Origin of the sequence: Actinoplanes missouriensis 431, assembly GCF_000284295.1 — a bacterium.
Classification (GTDB): domain Bacteria; phylum Actinomycetota; class Actinomycetes; order Mycobacteriales; family Micromonosporaceae; genus Actinoplanes; species Actinoplanes missouriensis.
This window is the reverse complement of record NC_017093.1, coordinates 3489191-3512736: the sequence shown is the minus strand read 5'-3', so window position 1 is coordinate 3512736 and position 23546 is coordinate 3489191. Positions and strand designations below refer to the sequence as shown.

28 protein-coding genes are annotated in these 23546 nt (G+C 71.3%); 11 read left to right on the top strand and 17 right to left on the bottom strand.

Features of this window, described 5'->3' with window-relative positions; translation table 11 throughout:
- Positions 1–58: 58 nt before the first annotated feature.
- Positions 59–526, bottom strand: coding sequence for a peroxiredoxin (locus tag AMIS_RS16425; protein ID WP_014443456.1), 468 nt, complete (start codon positions 524–526; stop codon positions 59–61).
- Between the two features lie 152 nt (positions 527–678).
- On the opposite strand from AMIS_RS16425, the gene AMIS_RS16420 reads away from it, so the two are divergent.
- The 4 genes from AMIS_RS16420 to AMIS_RS16405 all read left to right on the top strand — a co-directional run bounded on the left by AMIS_RS16420 (position 679) and on the right by AMIS_RS16405 (position 4253).
- Positions 679–1713 carry a hypothetical protein gene (locus AMIS_RS16420; protein WP_014443455.1) on the top strand — a complete coding sequence of 345 codons (1035 nt, stop codon included), beginning with the start codon at positions 679–681 and terminating at the stop codon, positions 1711–1713.
- 105 nt (positions 1714–1818) lie between these two features.
- Positions 1819–2643, top strand: a complete 825-nt coding sequence (locus AMIS_RS16415) for a transporter substrate-binding domain-containing protein (protein ID WP_014443454.1) — start codon at positions 1819–1821, stop codon at positions 2641–2643.
- Between the two features lie 33 nt (positions 2644–2676).
- Positions 2677–3471 carry an amino acid ABC transporter permease gene (locus AMIS_RS16410; RefSeq protein WP_014443453.1) on the top strand — a complete coding sequence of 265 codons (795 nt, stop codon included), beginning with the start codon at positions 2677–2679 and terminating at the stop codon, positions 3469–3471.
- Positions 3472–3476: 5 nt separating this feature from the next.
- Positions 3477–4253, top strand: coding sequence for an amino acid ABC transporter ATP-binding protein (locus tag AMIS_RS16405; protein WP_014443452.1), 777 nt, complete (start codon positions 3477–3479; stop codon positions 4251–4253).
- Here the strand turns inward: AMIS_RS16405 and AMIS_RS16400 are convergent.
- The 5 genes from AMIS_RS16400 to AMIS_RS16380 all read right to left on the bottom strand — a co-directional run bounded on the left by AMIS_RS16400 (position 4216) and on the right by AMIS_RS16380 (position 8496).
- Positions 4216–5715, bottom strand: coding sequence for an aminotransferase class I/II-fold pyridoxal phosphate-dependent enzyme (locus AMIS_RS16400; RefSeq protein ID WP_014443451.1), 1500 nt, complete (start codon positions 5713–5715; stop codon positions 4216–4218). The genes AMIS_RS16405 and AMIS_RS16400 overlap by 38 nt on opposite strands.
- A gap of 50 nt (positions 5716–5765) precedes the next feature.
- Complete coding sequence (locus AMIS_RS16395) at positions 5766–6503, bottom strand: YqjF family protein (protein WP_014443450.1); 738 nt, start codon at positions 6501–6503, stop codon at positions 5766–5768.
- Between the two features lie 7 nt (positions 6504–6510).
- The gene (locus AMIS_RS16390) at positions 6511–6969 is read right to left on the bottom strand and encodes a hypothetical protein (RefSeq protein WP_051042489.1); all 459 of its coding nucleotides are present in this window, start codon (positions 6967–6969) and stop codon (positions 6511–6513) included.
- 103 nt (positions 6970–7072) lie between these two features.
- Complete coding sequence (locus AMIS_RS16385; protein ID WP_014443448.1) at positions 7073–7753, bottom strand: uracil-DNA glycosylase; 681 nt, start codon at positions 7751–7753, stop codon at positions 7073–7075.
- Between the two features lie 38 nt (positions 7754–7791).
- Positions 7792–8496: a hypothetical protein gene (locus AMIS_RS16380; protein WP_014443447.1), complete on the bottom strand. Its 705-nt coding sequence runs from the start codon at positions 8494–8496 to the stop codon at positions 7792–7794.
- Between the two features lie 284 nt (positions 8497–8780).
- On the opposite strand from AMIS_RS16380, the gene AMIS_RS16375 reads away from it, so the two are divergent.
- Positions 8781–9059 (top strand): hypothetical protein, encoded by a 279-nt coding sequence (locus tag AMIS_RS16375; protein WP_014443446.1) that lies wholly within the window; start codon positions 8781–8783, stop codon positions 9057–9059.
- A gap of 23 nt (positions 9060–9082) precedes the next feature.
- Here AMIS_RS16375 and lipB read toward each other — a convergent pair whose 3' ends face one another.
- Positions 9083–9733 (bottom strand): lipoyl(octanoyl) transferase LipB, encoded by a 651-nt coding sequence (gene lipB / locus AMIS_RS16370; RefSeq protein ID WP_014443445.1) that lies wholly within the window; start codon positions 9731–9733, stop codon positions 9083–9085.
- A gap of 85 nt (positions 9734–9818) precedes the next feature.
- On the opposite strand from lipB, the gene AMIS_RS16365 reads away from it, so the two are divergent.
- On the top strand, positions 9819–10313 hold the full coding sequence (locus tag AMIS_RS16365) for a glutathione peroxidase (protein WP_014443444.1): 495 nt from the start codon (positions 9819–9821) through the stop codon (positions 10311–10313).
- A 9-nt stretch (positions 10314–10322) separates the two neighbouring features.
- Here the strand turns inward: AMIS_RS16365 and AMIS_RS16360 are convergent, their stop codons facing one another.
- Together AMIS_RS16360 and AMIS_RS16355 are read right to left on the bottom strand one after the other, a co-directional pair.
- Positions 10323–11045 (bottom strand): class F sortase, encoded by a 723-nt coding sequence (locus AMIS_RS16360; protein WP_014443443.1) that lies wholly within the window; start codon positions 11043–11045, stop codon positions 10323–10325.
- Positions 11042–11866 carry a DUF4397 domain-containing protein gene (locus AMIS_RS16355; protein WP_041829825.1) on the bottom strand — a complete coding sequence of 275 codons (825 nt, stop codon included), beginning with the start codon at positions 11864–11866 and terminating at the stop codon, positions 11042–11044. The genes AMIS_RS16360 and AMIS_RS16355 overlap by 4 nt, the downstream gene beginning before the upstream one ends.
- A gap of 293 nt (positions 11867–12159) precedes the next feature.
- Between AMIS_RS16355 and AMIS_RS16350 the strand changes: the two genes are divergently transcribed.
- A complete protein-coding gene (locus AMIS_RS16350; RefSeq protein WP_014443441.1) occupies positions 12160–12462 on the top strand; it encodes a TraR/DksA family transcriptional regulator in 303 nt (100 codons plus the stop codon).
- 58 nt (positions 12463–12520) lie between these two features.
- Here the strand turns inward: AMIS_RS16350 and AMIS_RS16345 are convergent, their stop codons facing one another.
- The 4 genes from AMIS_RS16345 to AMIS_RS16330 form a co-directional block, all read right to left on the bottom strand.
- On the bottom strand, positions 12521–13720 hold the full coding sequence (locus tag AMIS_RS16345) for an RNA polymerase sigma factor (RefSeq protein WP_014443440.1): 1200 nt from the start codon (positions 13718–13720) through the stop codon (positions 12521–12523).
- A 40-nt stretch (positions 13721–13760) separates the two neighbouring features.
- Positions 13761–14105, bottom strand: a complete 345-nt coding sequence (locus AMIS_RS16340) for a YciI family protein (protein ID WP_014443439.1) — start codon at positions 14103–14105, stop codon at positions 13761–13763.
- 86 nt (positions 14106–14191) lie between these two features.
- A complete protein-coding gene (locus AMIS_RS16335; protein ID WP_014443438.1) occupies positions 14192–15382 on the bottom strand; it encodes a low temperature requirement protein A in 1191 nt (396 codons plus the stop codon).
- A gap of 18 nt (positions 15383–15400) precedes the next feature.
- Positions 15401–16348 carry a YihY/virulence factor BrkB family protein gene (locus AMIS_RS16330; RefSeq protein ID WP_014443437.1) on the bottom strand — a complete coding sequence of 316 codons (948 nt, stop codon included), beginning with the start codon at positions 16346–16348 and terminating at the stop codon, positions 15401–15403.
- A gap of 123 nt (positions 16349–16471) precedes the next feature.
- Here AMIS_RS16330 and AMIS_RS16325 point away from each other — a divergent pair, with 123 nt between their 5' ends.
- From AMIS_RS16325 to AMIS_RS16310, 4 genes are all read left to right on the top strand, one after another.
- The gene (locus AMIS_RS16325) at positions 16472–16825 is read left to right on the top strand and encodes a hypothetical protein (protein WP_014443436.1); all 354 of its coding nucleotides are present in this window, start codon (positions 16472–16474) and stop codon (positions 16823–16825) included.
- Between the two features lie 101 nt (positions 16826–16926).
- Positions 16927–17793 carry a universal stress protein gene (locus AMIS_RS16320; protein ID WP_041829824.1) on the top strand — a complete coding sequence of 289 codons (867 nt, stop codon included), beginning with the start codon at positions 16927–16929 and terminating at the stop codon, positions 17791–17793.
- A gap of 6 nt (positions 17794–17799) precedes the next feature.
- Positions 17800–18300 carry a flavodoxin family protein gene (locus AMIS_RS16315; RefSeq protein WP_014443434.1) on the top strand — a complete coding sequence of 167 codons (501 nt, stop codon included), beginning with the start codon at positions 17800–17802 and terminating at the stop codon, positions 18298–18300.
- Positions 18301–18391: 91 nt separating this feature from the next.
- A complete protein-coding gene (locus AMIS_RS16310) occupies positions 18392–20725 on the top strand; it encodes a PAS domain-containing hybrid sensor histidine kinase/response regulator (protein WP_014443433.1) in 2334 nt (777 codons plus the stop codon).
- Positions 20726–20762: 37 nt separating this feature from the next.
- Here AMIS_RS16310 and AMIS_RS16305 read toward each other — a convergent pair whose 3' ends face one another.
- The 4 genes from AMIS_RS16305 to AMIS_RS16290 all read right to left on the bottom strand — a co-directional run bounded on the left by AMIS_RS16305 (position 20763) and on the right by AMIS_RS16290 (position 23546).
- Complete coding sequence (locus AMIS_RS16305) at positions 20763–20981, bottom strand: helix-turn-helix transcriptional regulator (protein WP_014443432.1); 219 nt, start codon at positions 20979–20981, stop codon at positions 20763–20765.
- 178 nt (positions 20982–21159) lie between these two features.
- Positions 21160–21360 (bottom strand): hypothetical protein, encoded by a 201-nt coding sequence (locus AMIS_RS43380; protein WP_014443431.1) that lies wholly within the window; start codon positions 21358–21360, stop codon positions 21160–21162.
- Positions 21361–21412: 52 nt separating this feature from the next.
- Positions 21413–22354: a sigma-70 family RNA polymerase sigma factor gene (locus AMIS_RS16295; RefSeq protein WP_014443430.1), complete on the bottom strand. Its 942-nt coding sequence runs from the start codon at positions 22352–22354 to the stop codon at positions 21413–21415.
- 10 nt (positions 22355–22364) lie between these two features.
- Positions 22365–23546 carry an NAD(P)/FAD-dependent oxidoreductase gene (locus tag AMIS_RS16290; protein ID WP_014443429.1) on the bottom strand — a complete coding sequence of 394 codons (1182 nt, stop codon included), beginning with the start codon at positions 23544–23546 and terminating at the stop codon, positions 22365–22367.

Genomic DNA, 23546 nt, shown 5'->3' with positions numbered 1-23546 from the left:
CCCATCACAGTAGGAAATATCAGGCCTTATATCGGGCTTTTCGCCCTAAAGCCCAACGTCAGGCCGTGGCGGCGGCCGCCACGGTCAGCGCCTGGGCGGCGTGCTGGTTCATGTCCAGCTCGCTGTGGATCACGCCCAGGATCGTGCGGTCCGCGCCGATCACGAACGTCATCCGCTTCGTGCTCAGCGGGCCGAGGCTGAGCTTGCGCTTCACCCCGTACGCCGCGATGGTTTCGGAATCCGGATCGGACAGCAGCGGATAGTCGAAGGTGTAGGCGTCCGCGAAACGCTTCTGCTTCTCCACCGGGTCCTTGCTGATGCCGACCCGCTGCACGCCGGCCGCCTGGTACTCCGCGGCGAGGTCACGGAAGTGGCACGCCTCGGCGGTGCACCCTTTCGTCATCGCGCCGGGGTAGAAGAAGAGGACGACGGGGCCGTCGGCCAGGAGGTCGGTCAGTCGTCGCGGGGTGCCGTCCTGGTCGGGAAGTTCGAAGTCGGGCGCGATGTCGCCCTTGCCGATGCTCACCCGATCGAGTGTACGGAGCTGAATGAACGCGGCCACGCACACAGCGCCGGGGAGGGGTGACGGCGCGCGGGAGTAATGCGAGTTATGACCGTTATGTCGGTTACGGCGTTAGCCTCGGAGGGATTCGTCCCTAGCTTGAGGAGGTCGACCGGATGCGCAGGATCGTCGCCGTCGCGGGGATCACCGTCGTCACGGCACTGCCGCCGTCGCTGCTGGCACTGGCTGACGGTCCCGAGCCCGGCCCCAGTGCTGACGCTGACGCGGATGCCTACGTGCTGCGGATTCTCGGGCCGCAGGGGTCGGCGGTGCCGGCTGATCCGGGTGCGGGTGGATCGGTCGGGCCGTCCGCGGGTGTCAGTGGTGAGCCGGCGCCGCCGGGGTCGGCGTCGCCGAGTGGTCAGCCCGGGGTGGTGGGGCCGTCCGCCAGCCAGATGCCCGGTGGGGATCAGACGCCCGGTGTGGGTCAAGTGCCGGGCGTCGGGCAGCCGTCCGCTGCCGGGCAGTCGCCTGCCGTGGATCAGTCGTCGCCGGCGGACGCCAGTGGAGCCGTCGACACGCGGCCCACCGGGACGCAGCCGTATCCGGCACAGTCCGCTGCGGGTGATGCGGTCAACTCGACGCAAGGCAACGTTGAGCCGGTCAAGGCTGAGCCGGTCAAGCCCGAGCCGGTCAAGCCCCGGCCGGTCAATGTTGAGCCGGTCAACACGAAACCCAAGCCAGTCAACACGACGCAAGGCAACGTTGATCCCGTCAAGCCGAAGCCGGTCAACGTCAAGCCGGTCAACACGAAACCCCAGCCAGTCAACATCAAGCAAATCAACATCAAGCCCAAGCCCGTCAAGCCCAAACCAGTCAAGGCCAAGCCAGTCAAGGCCAAGCCAGTCAATGTCAAACCGGTCAACACGAGGCCCGTCAACATCAAGCCGGCGAACAACAACCCATCCACGACCCGGCCGGCGGTCATCAACAACACCCGCCCCATCCCCCACCGGCCCCAGCAACCCACCAACCGCCCGTTCACGATCGGCGACCCATCTTCCGGCTTCGTCGTCGTCTACGACGGCGAGCAGATCGCCGTCCAGCACCCCCTCGGCTCCGCCCACGCCTCCCTCTGGGAGTCCTGCCACTCTGCGGTGAGCTGCCCCCTCCTCCAGGGCCCCGACCAGTTCCTCCGCTCACTCCCCTGACACCCCCGGCATACTTCACCTACCGCAGTGATCGGAAATCGATCAACATGACTTAAGCTGTGTTGACCGAAATGCGACCACGAGTCGGGAACCGGGGAGAGCATCATGACCAAGCTGCACCATGCCCGGACGGCGACGACCCTGGCGGCTGCCGTGCTGCTGGCGGTCGGCGCCGCCGGATGCGCCAAGGAGGACACCGGCGGCACCAGCGACAGCGGCGTGCCCCTGATCAAGGCCGGCGCGCTCACCACGTGCACCCACCTGCCGTACGCGCCGTTCCAGTCGAAGGACGACTCCGGCAAGGTGGTGGGCTTCGACGTGGCGCTGATCGACCTGGTCGCCGCGAAGCTGAACGTGACCCAGGAGATCGTGGACACCCCGTTCGAGGGGATCAAATCCGGCGCCGACCTGAATTCCGGCAAGTGTGACGTGGCGGCGGCCGGCATGACGATCACCGATGAGCGCAAGCAGGTGCTCGACTTCTCCGAGCCGTACTTCGACGCCACCCAGGCGCTCGCCGTGGTCACCGGCAAGAAGGTCGCGACCCTCGACGAGCTGGTCGGCAAGCGCCTCGGCGTGCAGGGCGGCACCACCGGCGAGGAGTACATCAACGCGCAGGTCAAGGAGAAGGGCCTGAAGATCGAGGTGGTCTCGTACCGTGATCTCGCCGCTCTGCAGCAGGCGCTCGTGACGAATCAGGTCGAGGCGGCCGTCAACGACCTGCCGGTCTGGAACGAGTACATCAAGGCGAACCCCGGCAAGGTCGAGGTCGCGACCGGTTTCGACACCGGCGAGCAGTACGGGTTCGCCGTGAAGAAGGGCAACGCGAAGCTGCTCGCCGAGGTGAACGCGGCGATCGCGGCGGCCCGCACGGACGGGACGTACGACAAGCTCTATGCCGAGTGGATCGGTGAGAAGCCGGCCAGCTGAGCCCGACGACAAATGAAGCTGAGCCCGACGACAATGAAACTCAGTCGCCGCCGGCGGCAGCGGATCGTCCGCGTCGCCGGCTACGTCGTCTTCGTGCTGGTCATCGTCGCGGTGGTCGCCTCCGCGGACTGGGGCCGGCTGTCCGACGCCTTTTTCCGCGGGGACATCGCGCGCGGCATGTTCCCCGAGGCGATCACCGTCGCGCTGCGCAACACGATCATCTACACGCTGCTGGCGTTCGTGTTCGGCCTCACGGTCGGGCTGATCCTCGCGCTCATGCGGCTGTCATCGATCCTGCCGTACCGGTGGGCCGCCACCGCGTACATCGAACTGTTCCGGGGTCTGCCGGCTCTGCTGGTGCTCTTCATGGTCGGGTACGGCGTGCCGCTGGCCTTCCCGGACCGGGAGATCCCCGGCGGCGTCTACGGCTCGGTCACGGTGGGGCTCGGGCTGACCGCCGCCGCCTACATGGCGGAGACGATCCGGGCCGGCATCCAGGCGGTGCCGAAAGGCCAGCTGGAGGCGGCGCGGACGCTCGGCATGTCGCACACCCGCGCGATGGTCTCGATTGTGCTCCCGCAGGCGTTCCGCATCGTGATCCCCCCGCTGACGAACGAGATCATCCTGCTGACGAAGGACACTTCCCTGGTGTACGTCCTCGGCGTCACCCCGGCGACGATCGAGCTGACCAAGTTCGCCGGTGACACACTCAACACCCGGGTCAACCCGACGCCCCTGGTCGTGGCCGGACTGCTCTACCTGCTGATCACGCTGCCGCTGTCGCAGGTGGTCCGCGCGCTGGAGCGCCGCGCCGCGAGGGAGAGGTGACAGGCATGTCCACGATCGAGATCGGCCGGTTGCACAAGTCGTTCGGCAGCCTGGAGGTGCTGCGCGGCATCGACCTGTCGGTGGAGCCGGGCGAGGTGGTCTGCGTGATCGGCCCGTCCGGCTCCGGCAAGTCCACGCTGCTGCGCTGCGTGAACCTGCTGGAGGAGCCGACCTCCGGGTCGATCCGGGTGGCCGGCGTCGAGGTCACCGACCCGGACTGCGACATCGACGCCGTACGCCGGGGCATCGGCATGGTCTTCCAGCAGTTCAACCTGTTCGGGCACCTGACCGTCCGGGAGAACGTGACGATCGCCCAGCGCCGGGTGCTCAAGCGCAGCCGGGCCGAGGCGGATCGGATCGCCACCACGAATCTGGAACGGGTCGGGCTGGTGGACAAGGCTGACGCGTACCCCGCGCAGTTGTCCGGGGGGCAGCAGCAGCGCGCGGCGATCGCCCGTGCGCTGGCGATGGACCCGCAGCTGATGCTCTTCGACGAGCCGACCAGCGCGCTCGATCCGGAGCTGGTCGGCGAGGTGCTCGCGGTGATGCGGGGGCTGGCCGCCGAGGGCATGACCATGCTGGTGGTCACGCACGAGATGGCGTTCGCCCGCGAGGTCGCCTCCCGGGTGGTCTTCATGGACGGTGGCCTGATCGTCGAGCAGGGCCGGCCGGCGGAGGTTTTCGGCCAGCCCCGCGAGGCGCGGACCAGGGAATTCCTGCACCGCGTCCTGGAACCGAACCGGGTCAGCGAGACGGAGATCGGCGCGCATCCGACGGACTGAGCTCGCTGACGACCCGTACCGTCTCCAAGGTCTTGTCGGTGGGGTCCGGAAGGACCATGCCGGCGGCGAGCCCGGACCGCAGGTAGTCCAGCATCTCCTCGGTGATCCGCTCGCCGGGGAGAAGAGCGGGAATTCCCGGTGGGTACGGGGTGATCTGCTCGGCGCAGATCCGCCCGGCCGCCTCGTCCACCTTGACGGTCTCGGTGCGGCCGAAGAACGCCTCGCGCGGGGAGATCACCGGCTCCTGGTCGAACTGGGCCGGCGGCGGAAGCTCCACGGTGGACGCCGCCGGCAGCCCGGGCGCGGCCGTGACCAGGCCGCGCAGCCCCTCGATCAGCCGGGCGGCGGTGCCGGCGTCGTCGGCCATCGACATGGTGGCGAGGATCCGGCGATGGTCGGACATGCCCACGTCGATGCGCCGGTGCTCGCGGAGCCAGTCGGCGGCCTGGTAACCGTTGACGCCCAGCTCACCGACGTCGACGAGGATCTGCAGCGGGTCCAGGTCGTGGCTGGCCTCGACCGCGATCAGCCGGTCCTCGAGCACCCGCAGGCCGGGCAGCCCGGCGATGTCCGCCCGCAGCCCGCGGGACAGCGCTATCGCGTCCGACAGCAGCCGGTGACCGTCCTGGACCATCTGCCGCCGCCAGCCGTCGAGGGCCGCGTAGACGATCACGTTGGGGCTGGTGGTCATCAGCAGATCGGCGCAGGCGGCCAGGTGCGCCGGGTCGACCAGGTCGCCCTGCGAGTGCAGCACCGAACCCTGCTCGAAACCGGCGCCCATCTTGTGCACGCTGACCACGCAGATGTCCGCCCCGGCGTCCATCGCCCAGGTCGGCAGGTCTTCGTGGAACGGCAGGTGGGCGCCCCACGCCTCGTCGACGATCAGCGGCTTCCCGCGCCGGTGGCAGATGTCGGCGAGCGCGGCGATGTCGGCGCACGTCCCGTACGGGGTGGGGCTGACGATCAGCGCGCCGGCCGCGGTCGGGTGCCGCTGCCACGCCTGCTCCAGTTGCTCCGGCGACGGCGGGTGGGCCAGGCGCAGCTCGTCGTCGTAGCGCACGTCGACCCAGCGCGGCTCCACCCCGGTGAAGACCAGCCCGGCGACCACGGACTTGTGCGCGTCCCGGCCGATCAGGAGCTCACCGCGGTCCCCGGCAACCGCGAGCATCGCCGCCTTGACCGACAGCGAGCTGCCCGCGGTGGAGAAGAACGCCTGGTCCGAGCCGACCGCGTCGGCCATCAGCCGCTCCGCCTCGGCGAGGTACCCGTGCGACGACGCCCGGTCGTCGAGGCCGCTGGCGGCCAGCACGTCCGACCGGTACGTCTGCTCCCCCAGCACGGCCCGGGCCCGGGGATCCGCGCCACGCCCCTGGCGGTGCCCCGGAGGCGTGAACCCGTACCGGTCCTGCCGGTGGTAGTCGGCGAGGGCGTCCAGCAGCGGGGCCTTGGAATGATCAAGCATGCGGCATATGTACCACTTCCCCGGATGACCGAAACTGCCCAGAGCGGTGGTCAGGGGCGCAGCACGTCGGGTGCGCCGAAGGTGACCGGGACACCCGGTGAGTACAGGACGCTGTCCGGCGGGCCTGCCGGCGCCGGCAGGCCCGCCGCGGTGATCAGGGTGTCGTCCAGGGTGAGCAGCTCGGCGCGGTGCAGCGGCCAGCGCGGATGCTCGTTCGGCAGGTGCAGCGACCGGCCCCAGGCGCGGGTGTGCAGACCCCAGCGGGCCGTGACGAAGTGCTCCAGCGCGGTGGGCTCCGCGATCGGCGCGCCGACCCGGACCGTCATCCGGTTGACGGCCTCCGGTCTCGCCGGCCAGCGGCGCCGGCTCGTGTAGTCCAGCACGTCACCGCGGCGGGTCAGGCGCATCCGCGACCACATGTACGGCAGGCGCAGCGTCGCCCGTGCCGTGAGCACCGGCAGAAGCCGTTCCGCGTCCAGGGACAGGAACACCACGGCACGCCGGCCCCGGCCGTCGACGCTGTAGAGCCGGACATTCGTCTCGCAGAAGGTGCCCAGGTAGGGCACGCCGGGGCCGCGCAGGAAGCCGAGCCCGACCATCCGGAAACCGATCAGCCCGACATAGGTCACCCCGTCGAGCGTGTCCGGGACCGTGCCGGCCGGCAGCAGCGGCGCGACGAGCGCCGGGTCGACCGCCCAGTGCAGGAAGCTCAGGTCCACCCAGCGCTGCACCAGCAGCGACCGGAGCACCGGCCGCACGGTCTCCGCCGTCACATCCTCGATCCGCACACCCCCATCATGCACTCAGCGGTTCCTGGGATGCGGCGGCCACCGCTTCGGACACCCTGGTGACGCCGGTCCGGATCATGGATCCGTATTCGTCGTCGGGAAGCAGATCCAGACCCACGGCCGCCGCCGCGAGGTGGTGCCGGGCCTCGTCGGGCCGCCCGGCACGCCGGTACGCGTCGGCCAGGTTCAGATGCAGCGACGGCAGGAACGCCCGGACCTGCAGGGATTCGTCGAACCGGCGGGCCCGCTCGTCGTCGAGATCGGTCACCGCGGCGAGGGCGCGCTGATCCCACGCCAGCTCGTCCGCCACCGTGTCCTGCAGGTCGGCGAGGTAGTGCGCGATGCTGCACCGGTGCAGCGCGTCACCGTTCTCGCCGACGCTCTCCCACAGCCTGGTGAGGGAGTCTCTCGCCTCGGCACGGTCTCCCGCCCGGCCCTGCTCGACGGCCGCGCCGATGGCAGCCATGACGGTGTCCTCGTGGACGGTCGATGCTTCGGACACGGTGGTCCCTCCGGTCGTACGGGTGATCTCTGTCCCGCACAGGCTGGGGCCTCGACCAGGTCGAGGGTCAAGAGGCCGGCAGGGCGGCGAGGGCGGTGGCGCGGCGCAGCACGTCGTCGAGCATGGGCTCGGTCAGCAGGCCGGTCCGGGTGTTCTGCGGGCTGGGGTGATAGCACCCCAGCAGGAGCCGCCCCGAGCTCACGGACTGCTCACGGCCGTGACCGAACGGTGGCCGGGGCCGCAGCCCGGCCCAGGCCGCGGCGGCGTTCCAGGCCAGAGCACCAAGACACACGATCACGCGTACGCCGGTGAGCAGCTCCAGCTCCGCGTCCAGATAGCGGGCGCAGGCACGGCGCTCGTCGCTCGTCGGCCGGTCGTGCGGCGGCGCGCACCGCACCGCCGACGCCATCCACGCCCCGTGCAGCCGCAGCCCGTCATCCCGATGCTCCGAGGTCGGCTGGTTCGCCAGGCCGGCCCGGTGCATCGCGGCGACCAGCCAGTCCGCGGTGGCGTTGCCGGTGAACGCCCGCCCGGTCCGGTTCCCGCCGTGCGCGGACGTGGCCAGGCCGAGCAGGTAGACCCCCGCCCCGGGATCCCCGAAACCGGGCACCGGCCGCGCCCAGTAGTCCTGCCCGGCGAAGGCGGGCCGGGGATGCGCCGCCGCGTGCTCCCGGTGCGCGACCAGCCGCGGGCACAGCCGGCAGCCCACCACCCGCCGCTCAAGCTCCCCCAGCGACCGCGCGAACACCCGATGAACGGTAGCCCCTCACCCGTTCCCGGGCCGAGTCAGGCCACGAACGTCGTACCCGCCTTGGCCTTTTGTTCCTCGCTGCACTCGGGAAGATTCGGCTCCCGGTCTCCGTTCGCGCCGTGTTCGAAGAACACCTGAGGCATCCAGCCCCAGAGGTCCGCATCGTCCCCGGGCGCGAGTGCCCAGTACCGCGAACCGCCCGAGAAACCATATCCGTCACTGACGTCCGGTGATTCGATCTGGCAGGCGAAGAACTGGTCGCTGCCACTGTCGTCGGCGTCCAGGACGTCCAGCGCCACGGGTCCCGGTTTCGGCCATCGATAGAGCGGCACTCGCCGTTCGGCCGGATCCGTCCGCGACCAGGCGATGTCACAGTTGTAGGGAAGTTCCCGGTAATTCCGGAGCTCCTCCACCCGGCAGGAAGCGTCGGTGCTGACCAGCCGTCCGACCACCAGGGCGAACGAGCCGAGCAAGGTCAGCAGGGCGATGCCCAGAGCGATGTGCTTGCCGGTCGCCGCGCTCCGGCTGCGCGGGATCATCGGCACATCCGGATCCTCCGCACGTCGTTTCCGCAAACGCTCCAGGGTGTCCACAGCCACGGCGCAGGACAGGAGAGCGATCAACACCAGCGCCCACCAGAGCGAGCGGCCGTCAGTGACCAGGTTGGCCGCCAGGCTCATCCCCACTGTGATCACTCCGGCAATGGCGGCTTCGACAACGACCGGCAGGACCTTTTGCATTGACGATATCCAATTATTTACTGTCATTGGAGGCACCCTAACCCGCATTTCCGCTGGAGCAGAAGGTAACGTTCCAGCCATGCGGGCAAAAGCCATAACCGATCATCTGATGCACCGATGAGTGATATTGAGAAAGAGCATGCCGGCGGTTTCCCGGATCATCAGCACGGCTGGATCGGCGTCCGGCCGGCGGCGGCCCGCACGCGCCATGCCCCGGCTTGTGAAACGTGAGCCACCGGTTCCGATTGTGGTCTCGCGGGGCGCTCCGGCTACCGTTACTCACCATGACGACTTACTCCGGTCCGGCCCGGCTCACTCTGGCCGACGGCACACGGGTGTCCGGCATGGCCTCGCTCAGCACCAACTACCGTGCCGGAGCCGAGAGCTGGGGCGGCACCTTCCGCCCGGACCAGAACACCGAGGAGATGCGCAATTCCGGCACCGGCCTCTCCCTGGAGCTGCCGTACGACCAGGTCGGCCCGGTCTCCGTCACCGGCGTTCGCAAACTGCTGGCCACGCAGATCCTGGTGTCGCTCGCGGGCAGTGGTCCCGCCCCCTTCTGATCAACCGGTCACGAGCGCGACGATCAGCCGGCCACGAGCGCGGCGCTCAGACCGGTGGCCACGGCGTCCCGCACCTCGGCGTCCGACGGCGGCCTGACCCCCTGCTCAGCGGCCAGTTCATGCAGCGAGGTCATCGCCACGTCGTCCAGGCTGCAGGCGACGAACCTCTCGAAGACGGCCAGATCGGTGCTGATGTTCAGCGCGAACCCGTGGGTGGTCACGCCGCCCCGGATGCGCATGCCGATCGAGGCCACCTTGCGGTCGCCGGGCGTCCAGACGCCCACCAGGCTCGGCGACCCGGGTGGGGTGTCACGGCGGTGGGCCGCGAATCCCAGAGATTCGAGGGCATCGATCAAACCCAGTTCCAGCCACCGTACGACGTCGACCGGTCCCCACCGGCGCAGATCCATCACCAGGTAGCCGACCAGCTGACCGGGACCGTGATAGGTGGCGTTGCCGCCGCGATCGACCATCACGGCGGGGATGGCCGACAGATCAGCGGGCAGGTCGCCGGGCGGGGTGCGGCGGCCGTACGTGATCACCGGCGGGTGACTGAGCAGGAACAGCCGGTCGGGCGCGACTCCGGCACGACGCTCGTCGGCCCAGCCCGCCATCTCCCGTACGGCGGTGTCGTAGTCCACCTCGCCCAGGTCGACGCGGATCAGATGGGGCATGTGACTCTCCCGTCCGGTGGGCCGGCGACGGGCCGCCCGCTAGTCTGGCTCGGTAGATCAGTCTGCACCCCTGGAGGAGAACCGCGTGTCGACCATCTATGACGTGGAGATCGCCGGCCTGCGCGGCGAGCCGCTGGACCTCGGGCAGTTCCGGGGCACGGCCACACTCATCGTCAACGTGGCCTCCCGCTGCGGGATGACCCCGCAGTACGAGACGCTCGAGGAGCTGCAGAAACGGTACGCCGATCGGGGCTTCACCGTGCTCGGCGTGCCGTGCAACCAGTTCGCCGGGCAGGAGCCGGGCACCGCCGACGAGATCGCCGAGTTCTGCAGCGCGACCTACGGCGTGACGTTCCCGCTGACCGAGAAGGTGGAGGTCAACGGCGACGGGCGGCACCCGCTCTACCAGGCGCTGACCGCCGAGCCGGACGCCGAGGGCTATACCGGTGACGTCCGGTGGAACTTCGAGAAGTTCCTGGTCGGCCCGGACGGCACGGTCGTCGCCCGGTTCGCCCCGCAGACCGCCCCGGACGCCCCCGAGGTGATCACCGCCATCGACGCGGCGCTCGCGCGCCAGTAAGAAGCGCCGTCACGCCGCGGCAGCGGTGATCACCACGTTGTCGCGGTAGTGGCCGGTCTTCTCGTCGAACGGCCCGCCGCAGGTGATCAGCGTGAGCCGCGCCTCACCCTCGCGGGCGAAATACTTCGGCAGCGGGATCGCCGTCTTGCGGTAGCGCTCGCGCGCGACCACCTCGAACGTGCGGTCCCGTCCGCCCGGCCCGACCAGGGTCACCCGGTCGCCGGATTTCAGGGCGCCGAGCCGGAAGAACGCGCCCTCGCCCTCGGCGGCGCTGTCCACGTGCCCGGCCACGACGATCGAGCCGGTGTCCGCGGAGAAGCCGGGTCCGTACCGGTACCAGCCGACCCGGTCGACACTCGGCGGGACGGCGAAGTCCCCGGTGGACTCGTCGAGGCCGACCGCGTCGACGTCCGCGTCGAGGCCGAGCGCGGGGATCCGCAGCCGGACCGGCGCGTCGGCGTCCCCGGCCTCGGGCAGCCCACCGTCCACGATCGGCACCCGCTCGGCGACCACACGGCCGGACGAGCCCGGCGAGTCCGAGGACCCCGCAGAGCCGGGCACCGGGGACGACGAGACGAGCGCGGTCACCGCCGGGGCGCCGAAGTCCGCCGCCGGCCGTGACCACCACAGCACCACCCCGGCCGTGACCGCGACGACCAGCCCGGCCACCAGCAGGAGCAGGGCACGCCCCGGCCAGCGCCGGGACGTGCCGTCACCAGGGGTGATGCTCATCGACGGGCGGTCGCCAGCCGGACGGCGCCGAGCAGGGCCAGCAGGATGCCGGCGGCGCCCACCCCGTACCAGGGAAGGGTGTTGGGGGTGCCGGCGAGACCGCCGTCGCCGCTGGGCACACCACCGGGAGCGGAGTGCAGGCCGGAGATCGTCTGGGAGACGATGTCGAGGGTCTTGTCGTCGGCCGATCCGACCGCGTAGACGACGGTCGCGGTGCCCTCCTTGAGGTTCAGGTCGGCCGGGCCGAGGACCCGGGTGTCCGTGCCGGCCAGCACCACGTCGGCCGAGACGGTTCCGGCGTCGACGTCCGCCTTGCCCTCCTTGCCGTTCGTCACGTCCTCGAAGACCGGCTGTCCCCCGGCGCGCACGTCCACCGCGGGCGCCGCGGCGGCGTGCCGGACGATCAGCCGGGCCTTGCCGGCGCCGACCTTCGAGGTGTCGTTGACGAACGGCGTCAGCGCCGGCTTGCCGTCCTCGGTGAGGTGGGCGACGAGGCTGACGTTCGCGTCGCCGGGCACCTCGGCGTCGTCGAGGGTCAGCAGCGCGTCGCCGATCGCGTCGCCGGGCTTGGTGAGCGCGATGTCGTACTGGCCGGCCGGCAGGCTCAGCGGCCCGGCCACCTTGCCCGGCTGGAAGTCCGGGATGGTCTTCTCGCCGTTGACGTAGACGTCCACCGGCTGGCCCGGGATGCCGTGCACGACGGTGACGTCGGAGTTCGCCCTGGCGTACGCCGGGGAGGCGGACATCGCCCCGACCGTGCCGAGGGCCAGCATGCTTACCGCACCGACAGCAGCCGCGCGGCCGAGAAGCAGAGTGCGCATCGGATCTCCTGAGCTTTTCTCGTGGATTCGGTACGCCCGTTCCTTCGCTCCGGCCACCGCCGGTGGATGCACCCGTTTCGCATTGGCTATGGTGTCCGGATGCTGGTCGTGAGCTCGCACTCGCTCGCCGTCACCGTGGTGACGGCTGCTCGTGCTGCCCAGGGCCTGCCGAGCCCCGCGCCCACCGGTCGCGGCCCACCGGCGGAGGCACATCCTCGATCACCGCCAGGGCGAAGCGCACAGCTTCGGCCCTTTTTTGTTTTCCGGCCTTTTTCCGATCAGGAGCGTCCGCCATGACCATCGACAGCACCATCCGAGCATCACTGAGCGAGGATTTCGCGGTACAGACCGCGCGGCTCAAGGAACTAACCGAGATCAACGCCGACACCGGCGACCCCGCGCAGGCGCACGACCGGGCCGCGCTGCTCGCCGCCACCCGGCAGAGCCTGGAGCAGATCAGCGGCGCGCTGCGACGGATCGCCGACGGCACCTACGGCCTGTGCCAGCGGTGCGAGACGACGATCCCCGAGGAGCGGCTGGAGGTCCTGCCGCACGCCCGGTTCTGCGTCCCCTGCCAGCAGAAACACCACGGGTGACGGACGGGCTGCCGTTCCTTCGCGGGAACGGCAGCCCTGCCACCGCACGGGATCCGGGTCAGCCGGCCTCCTCGATCGCGGTGATCCGGCGGGTCAGGAACGCGCGCTCGGCGTCGGTGCCGGCCAGGCGGAGCGCGTCACGATAGGCCGCCACGGCTTCGCCGCGCCGTCCCAGCCGGTCCAGAAGATCGGCACGGCTTGCGGGGTACGGGTGATAGCCGCGCAGCAGAGGCTCGTCCGCCAGCTCGTCGAGCAGGGCGAGGCCGGCCGCCGGACCGTCGCGCATGGCCACCGCGGCGGCCCGGTTGAGCGCCACCACCGGGGACGGCGCGATCGCCATCAGCACGTCGTAGAGGGCGACGATCTGCGGCCAGTCGGTGCTCTCCAGGTCCGGGGCCTCGTCGTGCAGGGCGGCGATCGCGGCCTGCACGGCGTAGAACCTGGGCGGCCCCCCGGTCAGCGCCTCCACGACGAGCGCCGCGCCCTCCGCGATCAGGTCCCGGTCCCAGGTGCCGCGGTCCTGCTCGGCGAGGGGCACGGCCGCCGGGGTCCGCCGGGCGTGCACCAGCAGCAGCAACGCCAGCAGACCTGTCGCCTCCGGTTCGGCCGGCGCCAGGCGGCGCAGGATACGAGCCAGACGGATCGCCTCGTCGGCGAGGTCGGCGCGCTTCGCCGCGTACCCCTCGGTGAAGATCGAGTAGATGACGTGAAGGACCACCGGAAGCCGGTCCGGGAGCTCGTCGGGATCGGGGACGCGGAACGGGATCCGCGCGTCCCGGATCCTCTGTTTGGCACGGGTGATCCGCTTCGCCATCGTCGCGGTGGGCACCAGGAACGCGCGGGCCACCTCGGGTGTGGTGAGACCGGCGAGGCAGCGCAGGGTCAGCGTGATCCGGTCCTCCGCCGCGAGCGCCGGGTGCGCGCAGGTGAAGAAGAGCTGCAGCCGCTCGTCCGGGAACTCGTCGCCGGCCGGCGGGGGCGCGGCCCGTTCCGCCTCCACCCGCAGCACCGCCAGCCGGGTGGCGAGCACGGCGTCGCGCCGCAGCCGGTCGACGGCCTTGCGCCGGGCGGTGGTCATCAGCCAGGCGCCCGGGTTCGGCGGGACCCCGTCGACCGGCCAGCGGACCAGCGCCGCCTCGATCGCCTCCGAGGTGACCTCCTCGGCGAGGTCGAGATCGCCGAACCGGCGGGCCAGGGCGGCGAGGAGGCGGCCGTGCTCCTCACGGAACACGGCTTCCACGCTGTCACCGGAGCTCATCGGCCCTCGGGAGGAGCGCCGGCACTGATCGGACCGGTGATCATCCGAAGTCCGCGACCGGGCGGACCACGATCGAGCCGTCCCGGGACCCCGGGCAGCGGGCCGCCCAGTCCAGCGCCGCGTCCAGGTCCGGCACGTCGATCACGTAGAAGCCGCCGAGCACCTCACGGCTCTCGGCGAACGGCCCGTCGGTGACCGTGCGCGTCCCGTCCGCCGCGACCCGCACCCTCGTGGCCGTCACCAGGTCGGCCAGGGACTCGCTGGCGACCAGGATCCCGGCGTCGCGGACCTGCTTGTCGTAGGCCATCCAGTCGGCCGGCTCGCAGCCGGCCGCGCCGCCCTGCTCGTCGATCCCGTCCGCGTTGATCAGCAGCATGTACTTCATCGTCAACTCCCTCTCGAATCCGCTTACGACATCACTACGAGCGGGACAGCCCGGGATGGACACGACGACCCGAAGAAAATTTCCGATCACACCTTCGCGGTACGGACCTCGCCCGCGCGATGCAGCTGGAAGCCGGTGACCACGCCCGCCACCAGGAGCGCGGCCAGCCATCCGGTCGTCGCGACAGGCGACATGTCGAGCAGGACGATCAGCAGGGCCAGCGGCACACCGGCGCCCGGCCAGAGCAGCGTGCCGCGGACCCGCCGGCCCAGTTGCGCCTGCATCAGGGCGGCGCTCAGAAGGTACCCGGCGGTGGCGATGCCGAGCACCCCGCGGGTCCCGGCGCTCAGGTGGTCGTCGGCGCCGTGCAGCACCGCGTGTTCCAGCCCGACCGCCACGGCGGCCAGCGAGACGGCGAGCGGGAGGTGGACGTATACATAGAAGTCGTGCACGCCATGCTTGGTGACCTCGCCCTCCCGGGTGAGCCGCCGTTTCGCCGCGCCGCCGGACAGGTCGAAGTAGACCCACCACAGCGCGGCCGCGGACACGAATGCGCACGCCGCCGTCACCAGCACCGCGGCGCCCCAGCCCGCGTCGTGCAGGCCGGTCACCACGGCCGCGACGGACTCGCCGAGCACCAGGATGACGAAGAGGCCGAAGCGTTCCGGCAGGTGTTCCAGGTGCAGCGGGACGGCGTCCTTCAGCCGGGCGGCGGCGGTCGGCCACACCACGTCGGCGAGGACCCCGGCGCCCCACAGCCAGTACCGGCCGGGCGCCGGCACGGCGAGCGAGACCAGCCAGAACGCAGCGCCCACACCGTGGCCGATCAGGTAGAGCCGGGCGGTCGAGCGGGCCTCCGGCACGTGCCGCCAGGCCCGCAGGTAACCGGCGACCAGGGCCAGCCGGATCAGCACGTACCCGATCGCGAACCACCGCCCGGCCGCGCCGTCGATCGCGTCCACGGCCGCCGCCATCACCACCACGCCGGCCATCGCGACCAGGGTGAGCAGACGGAACACCGCGTCGTCGGTGTCGAACCGGTTGGCGTACAGGGTGGTGCTCGCCCACGCCCACCAGCCGATCGACAGCACGGCGGCGAAGATCAGCGCGCCGTGCCAGGTCTCGTCCTTCGCCAGGATGTCCGCGCAGCGGGCCACGAACAGCACGAACGCCAGATCGAAGAAGAGCTCCAGACGGGTCGCCGAGCGGTTCGACTCCTGGTTCAGGTCCGGTGGCCGGACCGGATCGATCTGTTCCGCCTCGTCCTTGTCCATCATTTCCCGTCCATGGTCATCTCAGAGCGCCTTCGTGTCGCGGAGGGGGACGTACGGCTCCTCGTCCGGCGGCAGGCCGGCCGCGATCGCGCGGCTGCGATGCAGCTCCGCGTCGAGTTCGGCGCCGAGCAGGACGGCGATGTTGGAGATCCAGAGCCAGACGAGGAAGACCGCGACGCCGCCGAGGGTGCCGTAGGTCTTGTCGTAGGAGCCGAAGTGGGCCGCGTAGACGCCGAAGCCGGCGGAGGTGACGATCCAGGCCAGCACCGCCAGCACGCCGCCGGGGGTGATCCACCGGAAGCCGGCCTGCCGGGCGTTCGGCGCGGCCCAGAACAGCAGGTCCAGGATCCCGCCGAGCAGGATCAGCAGCACCGGCCACTTCACGATCGCCCAGACGGTCAGCGCGGTGCGGTCCAGGTCCAGCAGGTGACCCACCCACTCCGCGGCCTCCCCGGTGAAGACCACGATCAGCGTGCTCGCGGCCAAGGCGGCGCCCACCACCAGGGTCACCCCGATCCGGATCGGCAGCGTCTTCCAGAGCGGCCGGCCCTCCGGGACGTCGTAGATGACGTTGGAGGCGCGCATGAAGGCGCCGACGTACCCGGACGCGGTCCAGAGCGCGCCGGCCAGGCCGACGACGGCCAGCCAGCCGGCCTTGCCCTGGTCCTGACCCAGGGTGGCGAGGCTGCTGGTGAGGATGTCACGGACCGGGCCGGGCGCGACCTGGCCGAGGTTGTCGATCAGCGGCTGGATGACCGGGCGGCCGATCAGCCCGAGCACCGAGGCCAGCAGGATCAGGCCGGGGAAGACCGAGAGCACGGCGTAGTAGGTCAGCGCGGCGGCCCAGTCGGCCAGCCCGTCGTCGTCGAACTCCTTGACCGTGCGTTTCAACGTCGCCCACCAGGCGGGCGCCGGCAGCTGAGCCGGGCTCGCCGGAGTCCGGCCCGGCGCGGGCTCAGCGGTATCCATGGCCGTCAGTGTCCATGGCCGTCAGCGGTGTGCATGGCCTGGTGATGCCCACCACGGGCACGGCTCATGCGGGTTCCGGCCGAACGCACTCCCCGGCTCCACCGCAGCCGTTAGCGTCGGGGCGTGGACGACACGACGGGACGCTACGTGCTCACCGGCCAGCGGATGGGCTGGCGTCAGCGGCCGGACGACCCCTCCGGGAACGAGTGGCTCGCGTACTACCCGCTCGTCGGCCCCCAGCTGATCCAGGTGCACCGGGTCGGCACCATGACCGCCCTGTCGGTCACCATCGGCGAGCGGCAGGAGACCGACGTGCTGACCGACGTGCCGTGGACGCAGACCGACGACGAGATCGAGCTGGCCGCCCACGTGGAGGACGTCATGCGCCGGCGGGTGGCGACCGGCGAGATCGTCGACGTGGCGCTGCGGGACATCCTCGACCAGATCACCCGCTGGAAGGCGGCCCAGGCCGGGTAGCCCTTCCGGGCCGGACGGCCCCCCCGCGACGGGACCTCTCCCCCTGACCGCCTTCATCGATCACGATCACGATGAAAGGAGGAACGGCGAGGGAGGACACCATGCGTACCCCGATGATCGTGGTCGCAGTCGACGGCACCGAGCCCAGCCGGGCGGCGGTGCGGTGGGCCGCGCGTGAAGCCGAGCTCAGCAACCGGTCGTTGCTGGTGCTCCACATCCTGGACTGGGAGTGGAACGCCTCCCGGTACGACTTCGGCGGCCAGCACTACGCGCTGGCGCAGGAGATCGCGGGCGGCATCGTGGCCCGGGCAGCCGAGGACGCCAAGAACGCCGCCCCGGCGATCACCGTGGTCACCGATGTCCGGACCGGCAACCCGGCCGCCCAGCTGATCATCGCGTCCGAGGAGGGCGAGCTGATGGTCCTCGGGCACCGCGGCACCGGCGGTTTCAGCGAGCTGCGCCTCGGCTCGGTCAGCCAGCGGGTCGCCACCCACGCCCACGCGCCGGTGGTCGTGGTGCGGGGCCGGCCGGACCCGTACACCGGGCCGGTGGTGGTGGGTGTCGATGACGCGGAGAGCGCCGACACGGTGCTGGAGAGCGCGTTCGCCGCAGCCCGCGACCGTGGCAGCAGCCTGGTGGCGATCCGCGCGTACCCTCCGGTCCCGCCGATGTACGCCGGCTACCTGCCGGCGGCCGCGCTGCAGACCGAGGAACAGGACGAGGCGGAACGGGCGCGCTTCCTGGAGAGGCTGGCGCCGTGGCGGGCGAAGTACCCGGACGTGCCGGTCGAGGCGCTGATGTCGCACGACACGGCCGCGGCGGTGCTGACCGGTGTCTCGCACACCGCCCAGCTCGTGGTGGTCGGCAGCCGGGGACACGGCGTGGTCGTCGGGACCCTGCTCGGATCCACCGGGCTGCAGCTGCTGCACCACGCCGAAAGCCCGGTTCTGATCGTCCGCGAGGCGTGAGCCGTCATGCGCGCGCTCGTCGTCTACGAATCGATGTTCGGTAACACCGCCACGATCGCCCGGGCGGTCGCCGACGGCCTCGCCGAGACGTTCCAGGTCACGGTCGCCGACGTCCACTCAAGGCCGCCGGCGACCGGGATGGACCTGCTGGTGGTGGGGGCGCCCACGCACGCCTTCGGCCTCAGCCGCCCGGCCACCCGCGCCGACGCGGCCCGGCAGGGCGAGGTGCGGACCGGCGCGCAGGAGTACGGCGTACGGGAGTACCTGGACGCCCTGTCGCTGCCGGCCGGGGCGCCCGTCGCGGCCTTCGACACCAAGGTGAACAAGCCGATGCTGACCGGTTCCGCCGCGCGCAAGGCGGCCCGCAAGCTGCACGGCCTGGGTGCCCGGGTGGTGCTGCCCGCGCAGAGCTTCCGGGTCGGCGGCACCACCGGCCCACTGATCGACGGTGAGCTGGAACGGGCCCGGCAATGGGCGAGATCGGTCGCCGCCGCGGTGCCGGGCTGAGCACCCTCTGGCCCGTCCGGGCCGCGCTGCGGCGAAGGACGGGCACCCGGCCGGGCCGCCTCTCATCATGATCGAGCGGGGGTAGGTCGTGATGAAGCGGGGCGAGGCGTTGTTGTCGTCGGTGGTGAGGTCGGCCGCGGATGCCATCATCGGCTGCGACGCGCAGGGCCGGATCACCGCCTGGAACCCGGCCGCCGAGCGGATCTACGGCTACCACTGCGACGAGGTACGGCGGCGGCCCGTCACCATGATGTACCCGACCGACGTCTTCGAACGCGACTGGCAGGTCTTCCAGAAGGCGCTCCGCGGCACCCCCACCGGCCAGCACCGGACCGTGCGGCTGCGCAAGGACGGCACCCGGGTCCCGGTCCGGATGTCGTTCGCCCCGATCGAGGGCGTCGACGGGTCGGTACGCGGCGTGGTCAGCGTCGCCCACGAGCTGACCGACGAGATCCGGTCCGAGGCGCGGATGGTGGCGGTGCTCCAGGCCACGCCGGACCCGATCATCGGGGTGGACCGGGACGGCCGGATCGTGTTCGCGAACGCGTCCTGCGAGCGGCTGCTCGGCTACCACCAGGACGAACTGATCGGCCGGCACGCCCGCACCCTGTTCGCCGAGGAGGACCGCGCCGACCTGGTCGAGTTGCGCGAGCGCCTGTTCACCGATCCGCGGCTGCGCGACGAGACCCGGACGCTGCGCACCAGGATGCTGCGCAAGGACGGCACGGTGCTGCCCGGCGAGACCCGGCTGAGCTGGCAGGACGAGCCCGGCGGGCCGCTGCTGGTCGCCGCCACCCGCGACCTGTCCGAGCTGCACCGCGCCGAGGAGCGTCTGCGCGCCCTGCTGGAGACGGTGCCGGACGCGATCACCGGCATCTCCCCCGACGGCCTGATCGTGCTGGTCAACCAGGGCACCGAACGGCTGCTCGGCTATCCGCGGGACCAGTTGCTCGGTCAGCCGTACGCCCGGCTGATACCCGAGGAGGAGCGTGGGCGGGTCGCCGGGATGGTGGCCGAGGTGTTCGCCGCGGCCGAGCCACGCATGGTCATCTACACCGAGGCGATCCGCTCCGACGGTGTCCGGGTGCCGACCGAGAACACGGTGACCCGGTTCGACACCATGCTGCTCGTGGTGGGCCGTGACATCACCGACCGGGTACTGGCGGAACGGGAACGGGCCCAGCGGCTCGCGTCGCTCGGCCAGCTCGCCGGCGGCGTCGCACACGACTTCAACAACCTGCTCGCGATCATCTCCAACTACGCCGACCTGCTGGGCGAAGAGGTGAACGAGCTGGCCGGCGCCGACCCGGACCGCTGGCAGCCGGTCGCCGACGACCTGACCCGTATCCAGCAGGCCGCGCAGCGCGGCGCCGCCCTGACCCAGCAGCTGCTCACGTTCAGCCGCCGCGACCTCAACCGTCCCCGCGTCCTGGAACCGGGCGTGATCCTGCGGCAGCTGCGGCCCGCGTTGCGCGCCACCGCCGACGACCGGATCGACCTCGATCTGGACGTCGCCCCGGACACGTGGCCGGTGCTGCTCGACCCCGGCCAGCTCGAACAGATCCTGGTCAACCTCTGCACGAACGCCGCCGAGGCGATGCCGGACGGCGGGCGCCTGCGGATCACCGCGGACAATCTGCGTCCCGCGCGGGCCGACCCGAGCTTCCAGCCGGCCGCCGAAGAAGGGCGGCGTTACCTGCGGTTACGCGTCGCGGACACGGGCGCGGGCATGTCGGTGGAGACCTCCGCCCGCGCCTTCGAGCCGTTCTTCACCACCAAGGCCAAAGGTACGGGTACGGGTCTCGGGCTGGCCGCCGTGCACGGCATCGTGGGGCAGGCCGGGGGTTGTCTCGCGATCGACTCCGCTCCCGGTGCAGGGACCACGATGACCGTGCTCCTGCCCGCCGTTGACGAGAAGTCCGCCGCTGTGGGGGTCGGCGGCTCCCCTGCGGGCGGCTCCCCGGGGGACGGCTCCTCTGCGGGCGGCTCCTCTGCGGGCGACTCCCTTGCGGGCGGCTCCGTTGCGGGCGGCTCTGCGGCCGGGGGTTTCCCCGCGGCCTCCGCCGATGTGCCCCGGCCGCGCGTCATCCTGCTGGCCGACGACGAGGACGAGATTCGCGAGTCCACCGCCCGGATCCTCGACCACCACGGGTTCCGCGTGCTGACCGCCCATGACGGCCCCAGCGCCCTGGCCGTCGCCGAACAGCACCGCGACGAGATAGACGTGCTGCTCACCGACGTGATCATGCCCCGCATGCACGGCGGCGAGCTGGCCGCCCGGGTCGCCGAGCTGATCCCCGGCGTACGGGTGATCTACATGTCCGGTTACGCCGAGCCGCTGCTCGACACCGAGCCTTCCTACGCCGCGGCGCCGATGCTGGAGAAGCCTTTCACCACGGCGAATCTGCTGCGGATCCTGGGGTAGCGTCCTTCTGTTTGCGGGGCTCGGCCTGTTTGCGGGGCTAGGCCTGTTTGCGGTGCTCGGTCTGTTTGCGGTGCTCGGCGATCCACACCTCCACGTCCGCGGTGAGCCAGATCCGGCCCTGACCGAGGTCGGCGACGGGCGCGGGAAAATCGGGCTCACTGGTCAGCTGGTAGACCCGCTGCCGGGTGAGCCCGCCGAGGCGGGCGCCGATCTCAGCGGTCCCCATGAATTGCTGCGCCTTGTACTCCACGCTCATGACTATAGTCCCGCGACAACCCTGCCCACGACACTCAAAGGTATGGATGGCGCCCGTTTTAGCGGCTTATGGAATTCGGGCCGGCGAGCCGGAGCCGGTGCGCGCCGCGGACGCGCCATGGGTTGTGTTCTGCGATCCCGGCCTCGCAGATCTTGGAAATCTCGATGCCGGCTGGCGCTCAGCGCGGACAAACCGGACGCCCAGCAGCACTGTGGACCAGCCGGCCGAGGCGAGCTGGCTCCCAGTGCTGCCCGGCGGGCGCCCGAACAACACTGTGCACCAGCCGGACCAGCCGGACCAGCCGGACCGGCCGGACCAGCCGGACCAGCCGGACCAGCCGGACCAGCCGGTCCACAGTGTCGGCGCGGACGACCGCCACGTCCGGCAGAGCGTGGTCGCCGGACGGAGCTGCCGGGCCATCCAGACGGGCGCTACCAGGCGGCGATCAGCGGTGCGTCGTGGTCCTGCTGCTGCCACTGGGCGGTCAGGCGGGCCAGCCGGCTCGGGGAGGCGATGGCCCGTACCCCCGCGATTTTGTCCTTGTGCATCTCCAGGACGACCACCCCGACGACCTGGTCGTTCAGGGCGGCGACGACCGCCGGGCAGCCGTTCACCACGGCGGCGTGGAGTGCCGGGGTGCCGCCGACCAGTTTGTGCTTGGCCGGGGTCGGTTTGAAGCCGGCACGCAGCGCGGCGGCCAGCCGTTCCGGGGTGGCGTGGCGGATCAGCTTGCCGGGCAGGCCCGCGCCGGCGCCGTCGGAGACGCCCGTGGCGTCGGCGGTCAGCAGCGCCACCAGCCGTTCGGTGCGGCCCGAGGCGGCCGCGTCGACGAACGCCTCGACGACGCGCCGCGCGGACGCCCGGTCGACGCCGGCGCCGTTGCCGGTCGCGGCGATCCGGCGCCGGGCGCGGTGGGCGTGCTGCTGGCTCGCGGCCTCGGTGATGCCGATGATCTCGGCGATCTCGGCGTGCCGGTACGCGAAGGCCTCCCGCAGGACGTAGACCGCCCGTTCCACCGGCGACAGCCGTTCCATCAGCGTCAGGACCGCCAGCGTGACCGATTCACGCTGCTCGGCGGTGTCGGCCGGGCCGAGCATCGGGTCGCCGGCGAGCAGCGGCTCGGGCAGCCAGTCGCCGGCCGCGCGTTCCCGCCGTGCCGCCGCGGAGCGGAGACGGTCGAGCGCGAGATTCGTGACGATCTTCGTGAGCCACGCCTCGGGCACCTCGACGCGGTCCCGATCGGCGGCCTGCCAGCGCAGGAACGCGTCCTGAACCGTGTCCTCGGCGTCGGCGGCCGACCCGAGCAGACGGTAGGCGAGCGAGGCCAGCCGGTCGCGGCTGGCCTCGAAACGGGCCACGGCGGACACATCCATGGGTACGACTCTAAGCAGTCACCACGTCCGCCGAGCGCTGATGAGTGGCCGCCAGCCGGTACCGGTGACCGGGCCTGCCGAACGTCGGGTGGCTGATGCTCCACACCGCTCCCCGCAGGACAGCCGACTTGACGCGGGCCGCCAGCCGGCCCTGGAAGGCCCCTGACCGCGCCCGTACCTCACCGTCGACGAACTGGAAGATCGCGTCGTTCCGGCCGAGGCTGATGTGGTTCCCGACGTACACCAGGGAGGTTTTGGAGATCTTTCGTCCGGTCAGGTCACCGACGATCGCGGCGGTCGCCTGCATGCCGGTGAAACCCGCGGACGCGCAGGACATCGGCAACGGGCGGCCGTTCTCGCCGATGACGAAGGCGCTGTCACCGGCGGCGTAGACGCCCGGATGCGAGACCGACCGCATCTGCCGGTCGACGGTGATCCGGCCGTCGGGGGTCACCTCGAGCCCGCTCGCGGCGGCGATCGGATGCACCGCGAACCCGGCCGCCCACACCGTCGCGTCACAGGTCAGCACGCCGCCACCGGCAGTGATCGCCGCGCCCGGCTCGACCCGCTCGATCGTGCTGTGCTCGTGGATCGTGATGCCGAGCCGGGCGAAGGCGTGCAACAGGTGAGGGCGTGCCTTCGGGCCCAGCCAGCCGCCGAGTTCGCCGCTGGTGGCGAGGGTTACCCGCAGATCGGGGTGGGATTCGGCGATCTCGGTGGCGGTCTCGATCGCGGTGAGGTTTCCGCCGACGACCAGCACCGAGCCACCCGTGCCGAGCTCGTTCAGCCGGGCCCGCAGGGTCAGCGCGGCCGCCCGCCCGGTGACGTGGAGGGCGTGCTCGGCGACGCCCGGGACGCCATGGTCGGCGACGGTGCTGCCGAGCGCGTACAGAAGGGTGTCGTAGGTCAGGGCGCTGCCGTCGCCGAGGGTGACCGTCCGGCGTTCGGCGTCGACCGCTGTCACCCGCCCGATGCGCAGACGCACGCCGGTGCCGGAGAACATCCCGGTCAGCGGCCGGGGACGCAGATCCTGCCCGGCGGCGAGCTGGTGCAGGCGCAGGCGTTCGACGAAGTCCGGCTCGGCGTTGACGACGGTGATCTCGACGTCGCCGGGGTGGAGGTGACGGGCCAGATATCCGGCGGAGTAGGTGCCGGCGTACCCGGCGCCGAGCACGACGATGCGGTGCGGCAT

Bases quoted from the DNA above. Each gene is read 5' to 3' on its own strand.
- AMIS_RS16310 (WP_014443433.1), top strand. From the start codon at position 18,392: ATGAAGCGGGGCGAGGCGTTGTTGTCGTCGGTGGTGAGGTCGGCCGCG.
- AMIS_RS16375 (WP_014443446.1), top strand. From the start codon at position 8,781: ATGACGACTTACTCCGGTCCGGCCCGGCTCACTCTGGCCGACGGCACA.
- AMIS_RS16350 (WP_014443441.1), top strand. From the start codon at position 12,160: ATGACCATCGACAGCACCATCCGAGCATCACTGAGCGAGGATTTCGCG.
- AMIS_RS16415 (WP_014443454.1), top strand. From the start codon at position 1,819: ATGACCAAGCTGCACCATGCCCGGACGGCGACGACCCTGGCGGCTGCC.
- AMIS_RS16410 (WP_014443453.1), top strand. From the start codon at position 2,677: ATGAAACTCAGTCGCCGCCGGCGGCAGCGGATCGTCCGCGTCGCCGGC.
- AMIS_RS16405 (WP_014443452.1), top strand. From the start codon at position 3,477: ATGTCCACGATCGAGATCGGCCGGTTGCACAAGTCGTTCGGCAGCCTG.
- AMIS_RS16360 (WP_014443443.1), bottom strand. From the start codon at position 11,045: ATGAGCATCACCCCTGGTGACGGCACGTCCCGGCGCTGGCCGGGGCGT.
- AMIS_RS16400 (WP_014443451.1), bottom strand. From the start codon at position 5,715: ATGCTTGATCATTCCAAGGCCCCGCTGCTGGACGCCCTCGCCGACTAC.
- AMIS_RS16355 (WP_041829825.1), bottom strand. From the start codon at position 11,866: ATGCGCACTCTGCTTCTCGGCCGCGCGGCTGCTGTCGGTGCGGTAAGC.
- AMIS_RS16320 (WP_041829824.1), top strand. From the start codon at position 16,927: ATGCGTACCCCGATGATCGTGGTCGCAGTCGACGGCACCGAGCCCAGC.
- AMIS_RS16420 (WP_014443455.1), top strand. From the start codon at position 679: ATGCGCAGGATCGTCGCCGTCGCGGGGATCACCGTCGTCACGGCACTG.
- AMIS_RS16390 (WP_051042489.1), bottom strand. From the start codon at position 6,969: ATGGCTGCCATCGGCGCGGCCGTCGAGCAGGGCCGGGCGGGAGACCGT.
- AMIS_RS16315 (WP_014443434.1), top strand. From the start codon at position 17,800: ATGCGCGCGCTCGTCGTCTACGAATCGATGTTCGGTAACACCGCCACG.
- AMIS_RS16290 (WP_014443429.1), bottom strand. From the start codon at position 23,546: ATGCCGCACCGCATCGTCGTGCTCGGCGCCGGGTACGCCGGCACCTAC.
- AMIS_RS16380 (WP_014443447.1), bottom strand. From the start codon at position 8,496: ATGCAAAAGGTCCTGCCGGTCGTTGTCGAAGCCGCCATTGCCGGAGTG.
- AMIS_RS16340 (WP_014443439.1), bottom strand. From the start codon at position 14,105: ATGAAGTACATGCTGCTGATCAACGCGGACGGGATCGACGAGCAGGGC.
- AMIS_RS16345 (WP_014443440.1), bottom strand. From the start codon at position 13,720: ATGAGCTCCGGTGACAGCGTGGAAGCCGTGTTCCGTGAGGAGCACGGC.
- AMIS_RS16335 (WP_014443438.1), bottom strand. From the start codon at position 15,382: ATGATGGACAAGGACGAGGCGGAACAGATCGATCCGGTCCGGCCACCG.
- AMIS_RS16305 (WP_014443432.1), bottom strand. From the start codon at position 20,981: ATGAGCGTGGAGTACAAGGCGCAGCAATTCATGGGGACCGCTGAGATC.
- AMIS_RS16330 (WP_014443437.1), bottom strand. From the start codon at position 16,348: ATGGATACCGCTGAGCCCGCGCCGGGCCGGACTCCGGCGAGCCCGGCT.
- lipB (WP_014443445.1), bottom strand. From the start codon at position 9,733: ATGCCCCATCTGATCCGCGTCGACCTGGGCGAGGTGGACTACGACACC.
- AMIS_RS16295 (WP_014443430.1), bottom strand. From the start codon at position 22,354: ATGGATGTGTCCGCCGTGGCCCGTTTCGAGGCCAGCCGCGACCGGCTG.